Source organism: Chitinophaga varians (genome assembly GCF_014529945.1).
GTDB lineage: Bacteria > Bacteroidota > Bacteroidia > Chitinophagales > Chitinophagaceae > Chitinophaga > Chitinophaga varians.
This window is the reverse complement of sequence record NZ_JACVFB010000002.1, coordinates 1223182-1237950: the sequence shown is the minus strand read 5'-3', so window position 1 is coordinate 1237950 and position 14769 is coordinate 1223182. Positions and strand designations below refer to the sequence as shown.

At 46.4% G+C, this 14769-nt stretch carries 14 protein-coding genes; 4 read left to right on the top strand and 10 right to left on the bottom strand.

All coding sequences use genetic code 11. The features are described 5' to 3' along the window. Positions 1–3: 3 nt before the first annotated feature. The 5 genes from ICL55_RS12930 to ICL55_RS12910 form a co-directional block, all read right to left on the bottom strand. Positions 4–909, bottom strand: a complete 906-nt coding sequence (locus ICL55_RS12930; RefSeq protein ID WP_188097674.1) for a helix-turn-helix domain-containing protein — start codon at positions 907–909, stop codon at positions 4–6. A 3-nt stretch (positions 910–912) separates the two neighbouring features. Next, positions 913–1704 carry a segregation and condensation protein A gene (locus ICL55_RS12925; protein WP_169223672.1) on the bottom strand — a complete coding sequence of 264 codons (792 nt, stop codon included), beginning with the start codon at positions 1702–1704 and terminating at the stop codon, positions 913–915. Between the two features lie 103 nt (positions 1705–1807). Next, entirely contained in the window at positions 1808–2752 is a 945-nt protein-coding gene (locus ICL55_RS12920) for a DUF3078 domain-containing protein (RefSeq protein WP_188097673.1), read from the bottom strand. A gap of 95 nt (positions 2753–2847) precedes the next feature. After that, positions 2848–3270, bottom strand: a complete 423-nt coding sequence (gene mscL / locus ICL55_RS12915) for a large conductance mechanosensitive channel protein MscL (protein WP_188097671.1) — start codon at positions 3268–3270, stop codon at positions 2848–2850. A gap of 78 nt (positions 3271–3348) precedes the next feature. Beyond that, positions 3349–4095, bottom strand: coding sequence for a PPK2 family polyphosphate kinase (locus ICL55_RS12910; protein WP_188097669.1), 747 nt, complete (start codon positions 4093–4095; stop codon positions 3349–3351). Positions 4096–4214: 119 nt separating this feature from the next. On the opposite strand from ICL55_RS12910, the gene ICL55_RS12905 reads away from it, so the two are divergent. Next, positions 4215–5093, top strand: coding sequence for a DMT family transporter (locus ICL55_RS12905; protein WP_188097667.1), 879 nt, complete (start codon positions 4215–4217; stop codon positions 5091–5093). Between the two features lie 116 nt (positions 5094–5209). Here ICL55_RS12905 and frr read toward each other — a convergent pair whose 3' ends face one another. Then, positions 5210–5773, bottom strand: a complete 564-nt coding sequence (gene frr, locus ICL55_RS12900) for a ribosome recycling factor (protein ID WP_188097665.1) — start codon at positions 5771–5773, stop codon at positions 5210–5212. A gap of 102 nt (positions 5774–5875) precedes the next feature. Beyond that, positions 5876–7015: a glycosyltransferase family 4 protein gene (locus ICL55_RS12895; protein ID WP_188097663.1), complete on the bottom strand. Its 1140-nt coding sequence runs from the start codon at positions 7013–7015 to the stop codon at positions 5876–5878. A 164-nt stretch (positions 7016–7179) separates the two neighbouring features. Between ICL55_RS12895 and ICL55_RS12890 the strand changes: the two genes are divergently transcribed. Continuing rightward, on the top strand, positions 7180–8016 hold the full coding sequence (locus tag ICL55_RS12890) for a transketolase (RefSeq protein ID WP_188088316.1): 837 nt from the start codon (positions 7180–7182) through the stop codon (positions 8014–8016). A gap of 133 nt (positions 8017–8149) precedes the next feature. Here ICL55_RS12890 and ICL55_RS12885 read toward each other — a convergent pair whose 3' ends face one another. Both ICL55_RS12885 and rbfA read right to left on the bottom strand, forming a co-directional pair. Next, a complete protein-coding gene (locus ICL55_RS12885; RefSeq protein WP_188097661.1) occupies positions 8150–9373 on the bottom strand; it encodes an FtsX-like permease family protein in 1224 nt (407 codons plus the stop codon). Positions 9374–9485: 112 nt separating this feature from the next. Next, complete coding sequence (rbfA, locus tag ICL55_RS12880; protein ID WP_169223663.1) at positions 9486–9866, bottom strand: 30S ribosome-binding factor RbfA; 381 nt, start codon at positions 9864–9866, stop codon at positions 9486–9488. 205 nt (positions 9867–10071) lie between these two features. Between rbfA and ICL55_RS12875 the strand changes: the two genes are divergently transcribed. Together ICL55_RS12875 and ICL55_RS12870 are read left to right on the top strand one after the other, a co-directional pair. Further along, positions 10072–11904, top strand: a complete 1833-nt coding sequence (locus ICL55_RS12875) for an ABC transporter ATP-binding protein (RefSeq protein WP_188097659.1) — start codon at positions 10072–10074, stop codon at positions 11902–11904. A 217-nt stretch (positions 11905–12121) separates the two neighbouring features. Beyond that, positions 12122–13630 carry an HAD-IB family phosphatase gene (locus tag ICL55_RS12870; protein ID WP_188097657.1) on the top strand — a complete coding sequence of 503 codons (1509 nt, stop codon included), beginning with the start codon at positions 12122–12124 and terminating at the stop codon, positions 13628–13630. A gap of 76 nt (positions 13631–13706) precedes the next feature. On the opposite strand, the gene ICL55_RS12865 is transcribed toward ICL55_RS12870, so the two are convergent. Next, positions 13707–14768, bottom strand: coding sequence for a TraR/DksA C4-type zinc finger protein (locus ICL55_RS12865; protein ID WP_188097655.1), 1062 nt, complete (start codon positions 14766–14768; stop codon positions 13707–13709). Between the last annotated feature and the right edge of the window lies 1 nt (position 14769).

Here is a 14769-nt window from a genome sequence, read left to right as displayed (position 1 = left end):
AAATTAAGGCTGGTGGCTCACGGAGCGGGAGGCTTCCTTAAACTCGGAAGGGCTCTGGGAGGTGTATTTCTTAAAAAAGCGGCTGAAATAGTGGGGATCGTCAAATCCTAATTTATAGGCAATTTCTTTAGCCGTCAGATCTGTATTATAGAGATAGCGCTGGGCTTCAAGGATGACTCTGTTACGGATATGCTCTCCTGCTGTAATACCGGACAATTGCTTGCTGATTTCATTGAGCAGTACGGGTTTTATATGAAGCAGACCGGCATAATCGGAGACTGTTTTCAGTTCCCGGTATTTTTCTTCGATCAGGTTTTTGAATTTCAGGAAGATAGAGCTGTTATGTACCGCATGCTGCTCTGCCGGGATGGCCACACTTTGGCCTTTAATACGGGACACCAGCACGAGAAAATAGCGCAGCAGGCCATGCAGGGCTGTTTCATACTCGGGTTCACGGGTATTGAGCTCTTTCAGCATCAGGCGAACAATAGACTCAATATCAGCGGATTGCTCCGGGTCCAGCGTTACAACGCTGCTGAACTGATCATTGAAGAAGAGGCCGGAATTGATACCAGACACCTGGGACTGGTCTTTCAGACACATAAAAGCCTCCTGAAAGGCAATCATATAGCCATCAATTCTCTCGCTCATCTGAAGCTTATGGACCTGGCCGGGCGCCAGGAAAAAGAGGGTGTTCTTTTTTACTTCGTGCGTAACAGTATCAATAGTATGTAGTAAAGAACCTCTTTTAATCCAGTAGACAGTGTAGAAGTCATGCCGGTGCGGAACGCCGGCCTGATCAAAAAAGTTCTCGCCCAGCTCGCAAATACTGGACACTACAAAGCTTGGATCTGCCTGCGCATAGGCCGGCAAAGAAATGATACCGATATTGTCACGTTTCTCACCCATCTGTTAACCGTCTATAAGTGTTCCGGCAGGTTCTTCCTCCCTGTTCTCCGGATCAATGTAATCAATAATAAAGTTGTTTCTGCCTTCTCCTACCATAATGCCCAGGTGCTTCATCTGTACCAGTTCCAGCATGCTCAGGAAAAGGAAAATGGCGTGCACCCTGTCTTTACAGTGATCGAATATTTTCTCAAACGACAAAGTACGCTCCGATCTGGCCAGCTCTTCCATGTACATTCTCGACCCTTCCATGGTGTAGTCATATTTGTACACCACGTGCTGAGGCTTATGGTCGCGCGCTTTCATGCGCTGCATCACCTTTTCAAAGGTCTGGGCCAGCTTAAAGAGGGTAAGCGTCTGAATCTCAGTACCTTCGCTGGTCACCTCGCCGATTTCGGCCAGTTCCTTCGCAATATTGCCCCGCTTGATATGCAGCATCCGTTCAGCCTCCATTTCGGCCAATTCCGCTGCTGCCTGCTTATATCGCTTATATTCCAGGATCTTGTCTATCAGCTCCATCCGCGGGTCAATTTCGTTACCCTGCTCATCCAGCTCTTTGCGTGGCAACAGCATTTTCGCCTTGATCCGCATCAGTGTGGACACAAAGAGAATGAACTCGCTTGCCAGCTCAATGTTCAGCGACTCTATATGGTGAATATAGTCGAGAAATTCCTGCGTGATGGTATTGATCGGAATATTATAAATATCCAACTCATCGCGTTCTATAAAGAACAACAGGAGGTCGAAAGGACCCTCAAACTGGGGGAGTTTTATTTTATAGGAAACCTGTTCACTCACGTTGATGATGTTTTATGCACAAAGGCGCAAAGCAGCAAAGACTTTTGTTGCCTTGCGCCTTCGCGCCTTTGCGTAATATCAAAAATAACAAAATTCCGGCTAATCAGAACTTGGCCGCAAACCCTATTCCGAGTATCTGCTTGACCTGTAAGCGAGGGCCCAACACACCAGTCTGTTTATTTTCAAATACTTTTACTTTATCATCATATATCATATCTACATTGAGCGTGGCTGCAATGTATTTGTTCACCTTCAGTTCCAAAGCATTGGTAAAGAATACCACTATATTCTGCGGATTGTCGAGATAATTGGAGAACAAGTCCAACCGCCCTTTGTAGGTAATATTCTTAGCGATTGTTTTCATGTAGTTGGCTGACAAATAAGCACCAATTTCATACTTAAAATGTCTGCCGGTGTCTACGCCATATGCCGCCTGACTTGCCAGGTAATCATCCATCACAAATACGAAGCGGGAAGTGGCTGGAGACAGGAAGAGAGAGAACTCCGGTACAGGTTTATAATCAAAACCCGGAGACAACAGCACATAGGCCGGAGCAAAAAACCGGGAAGACAATTGTGGGGTGGTGTCCGCAGGGTAGAGGTAACCATTGGTAAACTGTGTCCTGAGGTTGCCCAACATGCTTACATACCAATGCCTGCCGATATCATATCCGTATTTGGAGGTAAGGTCTATACGGTCATCTGCTTTACGTGCACCAAGACTGGTAGTGTTGATAAAACCATACGCCAGGTCTGCAACGTTATCCCATGCACGACGGCCATTCTTGTAGAACGCATACGCATATACGGTAGATCCCAGTGAGAACGTGAAATTATCACCACCGGCGGCCCAGTTGCTCAGTGAGCCCTGGTTGATGTTCACGTTCAGATTAACACCTTTTTTCCAGATCTTAACCGCCGTGTCTTTATCATCCTTCTTAATTTTTTTTGCGGTTTCATCCCGTTGACTCTTTATCCAGTCATTTTGTGCCTGTACTGCAATAAAACCCAGTAAACAACAGGCCATGGACAAAGCAAATTTTCTCATCAATTAGACTTTTTTAGATTAACATATAAGCACAGTACCCACCGTTCCCCGGAAGGGGAGGACAGTTGAGTACCGTACGGTAATATAAACAGCGCTTATCTTTTTTTCAGTTCATCACGGATTTCCATGAGCAGTTTTTCCTGAGCAGTGGGTTCTGCCGGAGCGGCGGGTTGTTTGTTGGTCAGTTTGTTCATAAACTTCACCAACAGGAAAATACAGAATGCAATGATCAGGAAGTCGATCACGCTTTGTATAAACGCGCCATAAGCGAATACGTTAGCCCCAGCTGCCTTTGCAGCAGCCAGTGATGGAAAATTAGTCCCCTTGCTGCTATCCAGGTAGGTAAATTTGTCCGTAAAATCTGCACCACCGGTTACTACGCCTATTAAAGGCATAATAATGTTGTCAACCAGTGATGTAACGATCTTTCCGAAGGCGCCACCAATGATCACACCTACGGCCAGATCCATTACATTGCCTTTCATGGCAAATTCCTTAAACTCTTTGATGAATGACATAAATGCAAGGTTTTAATTTGGTTAAAATATGACGACGAAAATAATGTATAATCGCAGAACTGCTTAATTATTAATCTATTATTTCTTCAACCGGGGATATTTCATGTGGAGTGATTTCAGTGTATCCCTCAGCGTTAGTGCAATGATATATTCCTTATACCAGTTATGATCAGCTGGTACAATGATCCAGGGAATATCATTACAATATTTAAATGCGTCTTCATATGCATCCATGTACTGGTCCCACAATTTAGCTTCTTCCAGGTCATTCTCGTTATATTTCCACATCTTCCGGGGGTCTTCCGTACGTTCAGTCAGCCGCTGTTGTTGCGCTTCCCGCGACACGTGCAAATAGAATTTCAGGATGTGCGTGTTGTTATGTTCTGTCAGCAACTTCTCGAAATCATTGATGGCCGTCATTCGTTTGCGGGCAGTCTTCTCGTCGATCCATTTATGCACCCGTTGTATGAGAATATCTTCATAATGAGAACGGTTAAACACCTGTATCATTCCTTTTCCGGGGGCCTGTTTATGGACGCGCCAGAGGAAATCGTGGTCCGTTTCTTCGGGTGTAGGTGCTTTAAACGAATGTACCGTACAGCCTTGCGGGTTCAGGGTGCCGGTGACATTTTTAATAACGCCGTCTTTACCGCTGGCGTCCATTCCCTGGACGACCATTAAAACACAGTGTTTGTGCTGGGCATACAACAGGTTTTGCAACTCATCGAGTTCCTGTAAAATTTCCCTTGTGGCGGCTTTGGTTTTTTCTTTGTCCAGTTTTTTGGGAGCGGTGGTACTAATGGCAGACAACTTGATTTTACTCATGGATTTACATTCTTACCAATGAATTTAACAAAATCAGCGAAGAAGTGTTGCATTGCAAACGATTTATATTTTGTGCAATAGAGTTATATTCTCAATTTTGTATTCTTAAAAAATGCCACTTGAACCATAAATTTGCCCACTGGGGCGTATTTCTGTTGCTGTCACTAACCTGGGGCAGCTCTTTCATTTTAATGAAAATCGGACTGGAAGCTTTTACACCCTGGCAGGTAGCCAGTTTACGCCTGGTGGCGGCAGGGTTGGCATTATTGCCTTTTCTGCCTAAAGCGATCCGACAAACGCCGGTCAACAAGCTGCCGGTCATTATTCTCTCCGGCATTCTGGGCAACGGGCTTCCGGCCTTTCTTTTCTGCCTGGCCGAAACCGAGATAGACAGCTCACTGGCGGGCATTCTAAATTCCCTGACACCGCTGATGGCGCTACTCACCGGGTTGATTATTTTCAAAAGTCCTATTAAAAAAGCGCAGCTACTGGGAGTATGTGTAGGCTTGCTGGGCGTTGTCCTGCTTTTCAGTTCCAGGGGGATCAGCACCAACGGCCACTGGTATTACAGCTTGCTGGTGGTGGCGGCTACTATTAGCTATGGTACCAATATCAGCCTGGTGCATCATTATCTGAAAGGGTTTGGTTCGCTGCAGCTGGGGTCTATTGCCATGTTTTTCTGCGGGTTGGTTACTTTTCCGGTGTTATGGTTCAGCGATTTTTTCCCTCAGTTTGCGACAGACCATGCGCCCTGGCGTTCGCTGTCTGCCGGGCTGGTGCTGGGAGTGATGGGCACCGGGGTGGCGGCGGTATTATTTTATCTGCTGATTCGCCGTGCAGGCTCCATGTTTGCGTCGATGGTCACTTATGCGTTACCGGTAGTAGCGATAGGATGGGGAATACTGGCGCATGAAACAGTTACCTGGATACAGGTGCTGTGTATGGGTATCATCTTGCTGGGCGTGTATCTGGTGAACCGGGCTAAAACAGCCTCCTGATAAAAAGAGCAGCGGAGAGACACACCTGCGTGTAAGTCTCTCCGCTGTTCATTTAGTCATTTAGTCATTTGGTTATTTAGTCATTAAAATGATGGCCAAATGATAAAATAGCCAGATTAAATGGCCATAATTTCTTTTTCTTTTGCTTCGCAGTGTTTATCGATCAGCACAATGTGTTTGTCGGTCATCACCTGAATATCAGCTTCCGCATCTTTGGCGGTATCTTCGCTCAATCCATCTTTCTGCAGTTTTTTGATGCCTTCAATAGCGTCACGGCGGATGTTCCGGATGGCCACCTTCGCCTGTTCTCCTTCAGAGTTTACTCTTTTCACGAATTCTTTTCTCCTCTCCTCTGTCAGTGGTGGCAGGAACAGCCGGATGATGATACCATCATTCTGAGGGTTGATGCCGATGTTAGCTGCAATGATGGCCCTTTCGATAGGCTGCAGCATATTTTTTTCCCAGGGCTGAATGGTCAGGGTACGAGCGTCAGCGATGCTGACATTGGCTACCTGGCTAAGCGGAGTAGGAGCACCATAGTAATCCACGGTAATACCGTCCAGTATCTGAGGATTGGCTTTACCAGCCCTTACTTTAGTGAGTTCCTGTTCCAGGTGCCCGATTGCTTTTTTCATCGAGTCCCCTGCATCATCCAGGATAAGCGTTAGATCATCTTGCATAACATAAATAGTTAAGTGCCTGCAAACCTACAGGTTTTCTTTTAATCGTCAAAGTAACGGATACAAGAACGGCTCACAGAATGGTTATAGCCGTTTTTCAGGCTACTTATCCTGTAATACGCCTCCTGTGGTGACCCGCAGTACTTTAGGTGTAGAAGCACTCTGGGCGGCTGGCTGTGTAATAGTGGTAACAGCTGTTTTTACAGCCAGTTTCTTTTTACGGGCCAGATACAGCATGCCGGTAAAGGTAGTAGCTGCTCCCACCACAACGATCGACAGCACGGTGGTGCCGAGGTCCTGAAGAAAATAGGCCCCTGCTATGAAGATTGCATTAACACTCACAGATACCAGGGTAGTTTGTCTGTGATCCAGTCGCAGGTCCAGCAAATAGTGGTGAATATGGTTGCGGTCCGCAGAAAAAGGAGAGCGGCCCTGTAACATACGTACGGAAAACACCCGTAAGGTGTCAAATAGCGGCACGATCAGGATAGCAATAGCTACCGCCGGAGTAGCGCCAATAGGCATTTTGCTGGCCGGGTTACCTGCCACTTCAATGAATTTAAGCACCAATACCGCATTCACTAAACCTATCAGCAGAGAACCAGTATCGCCCATAAAAATGCGGGCAGGAGAGATGTTGTAAATCAGGAAGCTTGCCAGCCCGCCTGCCAGCGCAAAGCCCAGCACAGCATAAGTGATTTCACCCACATGCAGGAAATATGCACCTAATACCGCACTCACCAACAAACCTATACTGCCGGCATGACCGTCAACCCCGTCAATCAGATTGAAAGCGTTGATCACCACAACAAAATAGAAATATGTCAGCATCAGGCTGATATTGGAAGGAAGAGTAGTAATTCCCAGGAAGCCATACATACCGGTGATCTGCAGATTACCCAGGTAAATAATGGCAAAAGAAGCAACCAGCTGGCCTATGAGCTTCTTCAACGGAGACAGCCCAACGATATCATCTTTCATTCCCACCATGAAAATAATGAAGAAGGCCGCCATCATGTACTGAAACGGCGAATTCTGTAATGTAGGAACACATACAGTCGCAGCAATGATGAACCCGGAGAAAAAGCCAATCCCTCCGAGCGTCGGTATACGTTGTTTATGCGTTTTTCTCTCGTCTGGTTCGTCGTACAAGTGTTTTAATTCCGCTACTCGGATAAGTATCGGAATAGAAAAATAGGTTACCACAAAACTCAGGACGGTAGCAATTAAAACATTCTCCATTAGTGGGGCTTAAGTTTTGCAAAGATATTTATTTCAATCAAATATGTAAAAGAAACACTAAAAAAATCGGGATTTTTAATACTTTGAGACCGCAAAAACAAACATTCAACGTCACAAAATCTAAGAAATCAATTAGTTTTGCGGCACAAAATCACTCAACTATCATGCCACAGCTTCAGGATATTGCCAGCCAGATCAGAAGAGATATAGTACGAATGGTACATGGCGTTCAAAGCGGCCACCCAGGTGGTTCTTTAGGTTGCGCAGATTTCTTTACTGCCTTATACTTCAAGGTTTTAAAGCACACGCCCCAACCTTTCGACATGGACGGCCGTGACCAGGACCTGTTTTTCCTCTCCAATGGACACATTTCCCCTGTTTTCTATAGCGCGTTGGCCCGTTCGGGTTATTTCCCCGTACAGGAGCTCGCCACCTTCCGGAAACTGAATTCCCGCTTGCAGGGACATCCTACCACCCATGAACACCTTCCGGGTATACGCATGGCCTCCGGGTCCCTCGGTCAAGGCATGAGCGTAGCCATCGGCGCAGCTTTAAGCAAAAAGCTGAACAATGATAAAGGCATCGTTTTCTGCCTCCATGGCGATGGTGAACTGGAAGAAGGACAAATCTGGGAATCCGTACTGTTTGCTCCCCACCACAAAGTGGATAACCTGATCATCACCGTTGACCTCAACGGCCAACAGATAGACGGCACTACCGATGACGTAGCAGGCCTCGGCGATGTAGGCGCCAAATTCGAAACCTTCGGATGGACAGTCCTCCATATGAACGGCAACGATATGGACGAAACCGTAGCCACACTCGAAAAAGCTAAAAGCCTCACCGGCCAGGGCAAACCCATCGCCATCATCATGAAAACCGTGATGGGACAGGGTGTAGACTTTATGGAAGGTCACCACGAATGGCATGGTATCGCCCCCAGCGATGAGCAACTGGCCAAAGCACTGGCTCAGTTACCTGAAACACTGGGCGACTATTAATTGTTTTGGAATTTACACATTTGATATTTAGATATTTATTTAAGTATTAAAAAAAATCATAAAAGGAAGGGGGACTTTGATATCAAAGTCCCCCTTCCTTTTATGATTAAAAGATATCTAAATATTTAGCTGACTAGGTAGCCTTGAGAGAGATGGCCTCCACAGCGGCCCTGCGTGCAGGATACCAACTGGCAGCCAGCCCAATAACCAGGATGGTGATCAGCACCAGCCCAAAATCCGCCAGATGCATGCTTACCGGGTAGGCATCCACCAAAAACGAGGTGCCTTCCAGCCGAATAATGCCGAAATGTTGCTGTATCAGACAAAATCCACCTCCCAGTACAAACCCCAGCAGGGTGCCAATGCCGGCAATAATCAGCCCTTCGGTCAGGAATATTCTCATTATCAGCGACTTACGAGCTCCCATAGCTTTCAGGATCGTGATATCTTTCTCTTTCTCAATCACCAGCATATATAACGATCCTATCATGTTGAAGGCGGCGATGATCATAATGAAACTGAGAATCACATACACCGCCCACTTTTCTGTCTGCATAATGGCATACAGCGATTGATTCTGTTCGTAGCGGGTCTGCACTTTGTAAGATGCCCCCAACAGGCGCTGCAGCCTGCCTTTTAGCTCATTCTGGTTCACACCCGGCGCAGCCGCTACTTCCAGGGCCGACATCTCACCAGGCTTCAGCTCCAGCAAACCACGCAGGAAGTTGATATGAGTAATGACGTATTTACTGTTGAACTCCTGCTGAATGGCGAAGGTGCCCGCAGGATAAAGCACACCGTTGTTCAGCGCGTCTTCCGGTGTTACAAATGCATTGACGTTCCGGCGGGGCACGTATACTGTCACCGGTACCATACTATGCTCTACATCCACGCCCAGCGCACCTTCCAGCTCCAGCCCCAGTACGGCGCGGTAAGCCGTTTCATCCCCGATATCAAAACGTCCGCGGACGATATTACCTTTCACGTCCGTTACCCGGTTGTAGCTACTGTCCACGCCCTTCAGTACGGCAATCGTAGGCTCGTCCCCGTAGCGAAGCACCGCTTTTTCTTCCACTACCTCAGAATAAGCAGCCACACCGGGCGTATGCCCGATAGCCTGCAGTTGCGCCGGGGTGAGCAACAACGTTTTACCACTCGCTGGCACAACTTTAATAGCCGGATAAAAAGAGGAATACAGGGACTTCACCAGACCTTCAAACCCATTGAACACGCTCAGGATAACGATCAGCGCTCCGGTACCGATCGCAATGGCAGCTACACTTACCCAGGCAATGATGTTGATGGCGTTAGTGGATTTTTTAGCCCTGAAGTAACGGGAAGCAAACTGCCAAACCATACTTTTTGAATTACGAATTACAAATGACGAATTACGAATGAAGAAGTCTATAACAGAACAGTGCTTACTAATGGGCACTATTCGCAATTCGTAACTCGTAATTCGTAATTAATTATTGGTTATCACCTTTAATATGAGAATCGTCTTCTTTGATTTTCTTGAAAAGTTCTTCCATTTTGAAAACATAGTCAAGGGTATCGTCAAGGAAAAAAGTCAACTCCGGCATCCGACGCAATTGCTTGCCCACCCGTAATCCCAATGCTTTTTTGATTTCTCCCATCCTGTCTTTGATACGCTCCAGCATCTCGTTGGGAGATTTTATCTGGAACATGCTCAGATATACCTTCGCTTCCAGCAGGTCAGGCGTCATTTTCACAGCAGCAATGGAAATCATGCCCCCTTCCACTACGTTGAACCCCATCCGCTGAAACACGTCACTCAGCTGCTCCTGTATTAATTGTCCTATTTGCTTTTGCCTTTTAGTTTCCTGCATTGCATTCAATTTTAATCGTTAACAAAACAGCACATATGCACAATAATAATATATTTATGATATAATGCCGTCAACAGGGGACCACCGCGAACAGCCCCATTATACGCGAAATTAACCAATTCCGGGAAAGATTGGGCCTATTTACAGGCAGGTGGTCACTTAATTATGCTATTTTTGCATGCTAATAAAAACGCAAGCATCAGGCATGAAGACTTTCAAGCGATTATTGGGATATGCGACTCCCTTGCATCATTATGTTCCGGAATATGTTATTTATACTATCATAGGTATCGTTTTCGGCATGGTCAACTTCGCCATGCTGATTCCGCTATTGAACGTGATCTTCGACCAGGTGACAAGTGAACCACAGGCTGTTACCCATCCCGTGTTTTCCTTTACTATCAAATATTTCATTGACCTGTTCAACTATTACTTTTATTATTTTATCAACACCAGCGGGTCTAAAGAAAGCGCACTGTACTTTGTTTGTGCTGTGATTGGCATTTGCGTTACCATCGCTAACATGGGCCGTTACATGAGTACCCGCGTGGTCACCCGGATGAAGATGACCATGCTTTCCCGGTTACGGACCAACCTGTATAAAAAATTCACTGAGCAGTCTTTAGGCTATTACAGTGAAAAGCAGAAAGGCGACCTCTTGTCTGTGATGACCAACGACGTGCAGGAAGTGGAAGTGTCCGTAATAAGTTCTGTTCAGATCCTGCTACGCGATCCATTTATTATCATCGGTTATTTCGCTGTTCTTTTCTACCTGTCGGTGAAACTGACGCTTTTTACCATTGTGTTTTTCCCGATATCCGGCCTGCTGATTTCCTACATCTCTAAAAAGCTGAAACAAAAGGGCTGGTTCAGCCAGGAGCTGCTGGGCAAAATCCTGAATGTGACAGAGGAAACACTCGGTGGTATCCGCATCATACAATCATTCACGGCGGCGACTTTCATGCAGAAAAAATTCGGGGACGTTAATCATCGTTTCATTACGGTGAGCAAAGCCATGTTTAATCAGCGTGAGCTGGCTTCACCGGTATCAGAAATATTGGGCGTAATGGTAGTGGTAGTGTTGCTGATTTATGGTGGCACAATGGTACTGCATGGCAGCGATCTTTTGACAGGCGCCACTTTCATGACTTACCTGGTTTTTTATTCGCAGATCCTGCAGCCTGCAAAAAATATTTCCACCGCCATCACCACCATGCAACGTGGCATAGTAGCCAGCGAGCGTATTTTCGGCATACTGGACGCACCGATCGCTGTTCAGGAGAAAAACAATGCCCTGCCTGTCAGCACCTTCAATGACAAGATCGAATACAACAACGTTTCTTTCAAATACGAACAGCAATATGTTTTAAAAGATATCAACCTGACTATCCGCAAAGGGCAGGTAACTGCACTGGTAGGTCGCAGCGGCGCCGGTAAATCCACCATGGCGGATGTACTGCCTCGTTTTTATGATGTCAACGAAGGCGCTATTCGTATAGACGGTACCGATGTACGCGATCTTCGGGTGAATGATCTTCGTGCACTCATTGGCGTAGTATCGCAGGAAGCGGTATTGTTTAATGACACCGTGTTCAACAACATTGCTTTCGGTCATCCGGAAGCAGACCGTGACGCCGTTATCCGTGCTGCTAAAATTGCCAATGCGCATGAGTTCATTGAACAACTGGAAAACGGATACGACACATCAATTGGCGACCGCGGCCTCAAACTCAGCGGGGGCCAGCGTCAGCGACTCACCATCGCAAGAGCAATTTTTAAGAATCCACCTATTTTGATTTTGGATGAAGCCACTTCTGCACTCGATACAGAGTCAGAAAAACTGGTACAGTCCGCACTCGACAAACTGATGCAAAACCGCACCACTATTGTCATTGCACACCGACTGAGCACCATTCAGCATGCCAATGAAATTGTGGTGATGGACCAGGGTGAGATAAAAGAACGTGGTACACACGACGACCTGCTCTCCCGCGAAGGCATCTACCATAAACTGGTAGAAATGCAGGAGTTTAAATAAAAAGATGACTAAACACCGATCTACGATTTTTTGATTTGAAGCATTCTTCCGTCTCCTTCAAATCAAAAAATCGTAACCCCGAAAATCCCCAAATCATTATCTGGCCTGCATCTCCCCGTTTCTTTTGGTACTGTTTTTGTTATACCCGCTTTGATAATGCCAACCAGCTCTTTGCAGCATGTTTATTTTCTTTAACCTTTTAACATAGCGAACTCCTATGATTTCTATCGTAATTCCTGTATTAAACGAAGGGGCTACCATACGCCAGGTAATAAAGACCGTAAAGAAGACTACCCGCAAAATTGAGATTATTGTGGTAGATGATAATTCCACTGACAATACGGTGGAAGAGGCCATGAAAGAACAGGTACGGGTAATTACCAGCAGCCAGCGGGGGAAAGGTATCTCCATGCGGGAAGGTATGATGGCCGCCAAGCACGAAATTATTGCCTATGTTGACGGAGATATTCTTACTTATCCTGATAACATTGTAGACTTATTAACTGATCCTATCGAGCGCGACGAAGCTGACTTCGTCAAATCCTACTTTGAAAGGCAGGCAGGCAGGGTCACACAATTAGTGGCCAAGCCGCTGCTGAGTATTCTGTATCCTGACCTCGCTCATTTCCAGCAGCCGCTCAGTGGCATGATCGCCGGACGCAAATCCATGCTGTCGCAGGTACAGTTTGAAAATGATTATGGTGTGGACATCGGCTTACTGATAGATATGCATCAGTTGGGTGCCCGCATTGTGGAAGCCAATATCGGCAAGGTGGAAAATGCGATGCAGACATGGGAGCAGCTGAGTAAAATGTCGCGCGAAGTATCCCGGACTATCTTACGTAAAGCAGAAAATATTCCGCAGGAGAACCTGGAAACACTGGGTAACATCAACCTGATCAGGGAACAGATGGAGTATTCCATTCTAGAGTCTATCGACAAGTTACAGAAGATGGTCATCTTTAATCTGGACCACGCTGTTTTCACACAAAACTATCTGCAATGGGCAGCTATCGCCTTTGACCGGGAGGAAGAGCTGCAGCAGATCATGGCTACGGAAGCAGACCCGCTTACCCGCCTGCAGGAAACAGCTGCACTTTTTGAAGGCCGCAATATTGCAGAATTACTGGAAGTGGCCGATGCTATTCCGTTGGTACCAGGTATCCGTGAAGTGATACAGGAACTCAAGAAAAGAGGATATGCCTGTGGCCTCATTACAGACGGCTTTGGCATGGTAGCACGGCATATCAAAAATCAGCTGGGAATGGACTTCGTATTGGCCAATAAACTGCATTTAGTCAACAGCGTTGCTACCGGAGAATTAACGGTGCCGGATTATTTTCAGAAAAACGGAGCGTATAACAAAAGTGCAGTGTTGCCTTATGTAGCGGAGCAATATAATATCCATACGCAGAATATCATTTATGTAGGCGATGGCAAACAGGATACACAGCTATTGACAGACGCAGGTATCGGTGTTGCGTTTTGTCCACAGTATCAACGGGCATATGTAGAAAAGGTTGCCGACAAAATTATTACGGGTTTGTCGCTGGCGCCATTGCTGGACATTGCCCCGGCGAGTCCTTCCAAAAAATTTCGGTTGCCTGCCATCAGCAAAAAGCAGGCGCGCAATATTGGTATAGGCGGTCTCGTTGGACTGGCGGGCGCGGGGCTGGTATATTTCGCGATGCGGCAGCTGCGTAACAGGCAGAAAGCGGACTGTTAAACCATGACAGTGATCCATAAACGAAAAACGGGATTTGAGTATTCAAATCCCGTTTTTCGTTTATGCGAATATGTTTTTATTTGCTTTTGGCCAGTTTGGCTTCGATGCTCAGCGTAGCGTGCGGAACTGCACGGAGACGTGCTTTATCTATCAGCTTGCCGGTTACGCGGCAGATGCCGTAGGTTTTATTTTCGATACGCATCATTGCTTTCTCCAGGTGATCGATGAACTGGATTTGGCGGCTGGCCATCTGGTTGAGCTGTTCCCTTTCCTGGGAGCCGCTGCCATCTTCCATGCTCATGTATTTGTTTTCAGTATCATCAGTACCTGCTTCATCTTTACGGGTAATGAGGCCTTGCAGATACACCAGTTCTTTTTTAGCGAACTCCAGCTTTTTCTGGATCAGCTCTCTGAACTCCTGCAGATCTGCATCACTATATCTGAAAAGGGGACCTGAAGCTGCTTCCGGCTGGTCCAGCACTGATTTGGTAAATTCAGGCTGATAAGCAACCAGGGAAGGCTTTCCACCTTTTTTCTCTGCTTTTTCGGCTTTTTCAGCTTTTTCCGGTTTTTCTGTTTTCTCGGGTTTCTCGGTTTTCTCGGATTTTACTGATTTCTCTGCCTTTACTGCAGGTTTTTCGGCTGCTTTTTTAGTGGATTCTTTCACCTTAGCAACTTGTTCCTTTGTATCTGCTTTCTTTACTGCCATTGTTTTAAGTTCTTTTTCTTCTGACTTAGAAATTAATGGTTTCTCTTTTTCAGCGGCAACACTTTTGGTGACCACTTGCTGCTTTACAGCAGGCTCTTTTTTAACGGTCTTTTTTGCAGGTACAGCAACTTTCGGGACGGACGATGTTTTACTGTTTTTTGCGGCTGGAGCCTTTTTAATTACGGATTTTGGGGTAGCTGCGGTTTTCTTTGCTGCAGCTTTAGCTACCTCGGCTTTTTTTGCTGCGGGTTTGGCGGGCTTGGCGGCAGGTTTTCCGGCGGCTGCCACTTTTTTAGGAGCGGCAGACGCAGCTTTCTTTGCCGGAGCAGGTTTGGCGGCCTTCTTTGCAGTCGTCGCCTTTGCTGCAGCCTTCTTCACCTGAACTACCTTTTGGGTCGATTTACTAGCAACCTTCTTTTTTGTTGCCATG

Excerpts from the sequence above, each read along its gene's own strand:
- ICL55_RS12930 (WP_188097674.1), bottom strand. The coding sequence starts at position 909 with ATGGGTGAGAAACGTGACAATATCGGTATCATTTCTTTGCCGGCCTAT.
- ICL55_RS12910 (WP_188097669.1), bottom strand. The coding sequence starts at position 4,095 with ATGAGTAAAATCAAGTTGTCTGCCATTAGTACCACCGCTCCCAAAAAA.
- frr (WP_188097665.1), bottom strand. The coding sequence starts at position 5,773 with ATGCAAGATGATCTAACGCTTATCCTGGATGATGCAGGGGACTCGATG.
- ICL55_RS12885 (WP_188097661.1), bottom strand. The coding sequence starts at position 9,373 with ATGGTTTGGCAGTTTGCTTCCCGTTACTTCAGGGCTAAAAAATCCACT.
- mscL (WP_188097671.1), bottom strand. The coding sequence starts at position 3,270 with ATGTCATTCATCAAAGAGTTTAAGGAATTTGCCATGAAAGGCAATGTA.
- ICL55_RS12890 (WP_188088316.1), top strand. The coding sequence starts at position 7,180 with ATGCCACAGCTTCAGGATATTGCCAGCCAGATCAGAAGAGATATAGTA.
- ICL55_RS12920 (WP_188097673.1), bottom strand. The coding sequence starts at position 2,752 with ATGAGAAAATTTGCTTTGTCCATGGCCTGTTGTTTACTGGGTTTTATT.
- ICL55_RS12875 (WP_188097659.1), top strand. The coding sequence starts at position 10,072 with ATGAAGACTTTCAAGCGATTATTGGGATATGCGACTCCCTTGCATCAT.
- ICL55_RS12865 (WP_188097655.1), bottom strand. The coding sequence starts at position 14,768 with ATGGCAACAAAAAAGAAGGTTGCTAGTAAATCGACCCAAAAGGTAGTT.
- ICL55_RS12895 (WP_188097663.1), bottom strand. The coding sequence starts at position 7,015 with ATGGAGAATGTTTTAATTGCTACCGTCCTGAGTTTTGTGGTAACCTAT.
- rbfA (WP_169223663.1), bottom strand. The coding sequence starts at position 9,866 with ATGCAGGAAACTAAAAGGCAAAAGCAAATAGGACAATTAATACAGGAG.
- ICL55_RS12870 (WP_188097657.1), top strand. The coding sequence starts at position 12,122 with ATGATTTCTATCGTAATTCCTGTATTAAACGAAGGGGCTACCATACGC.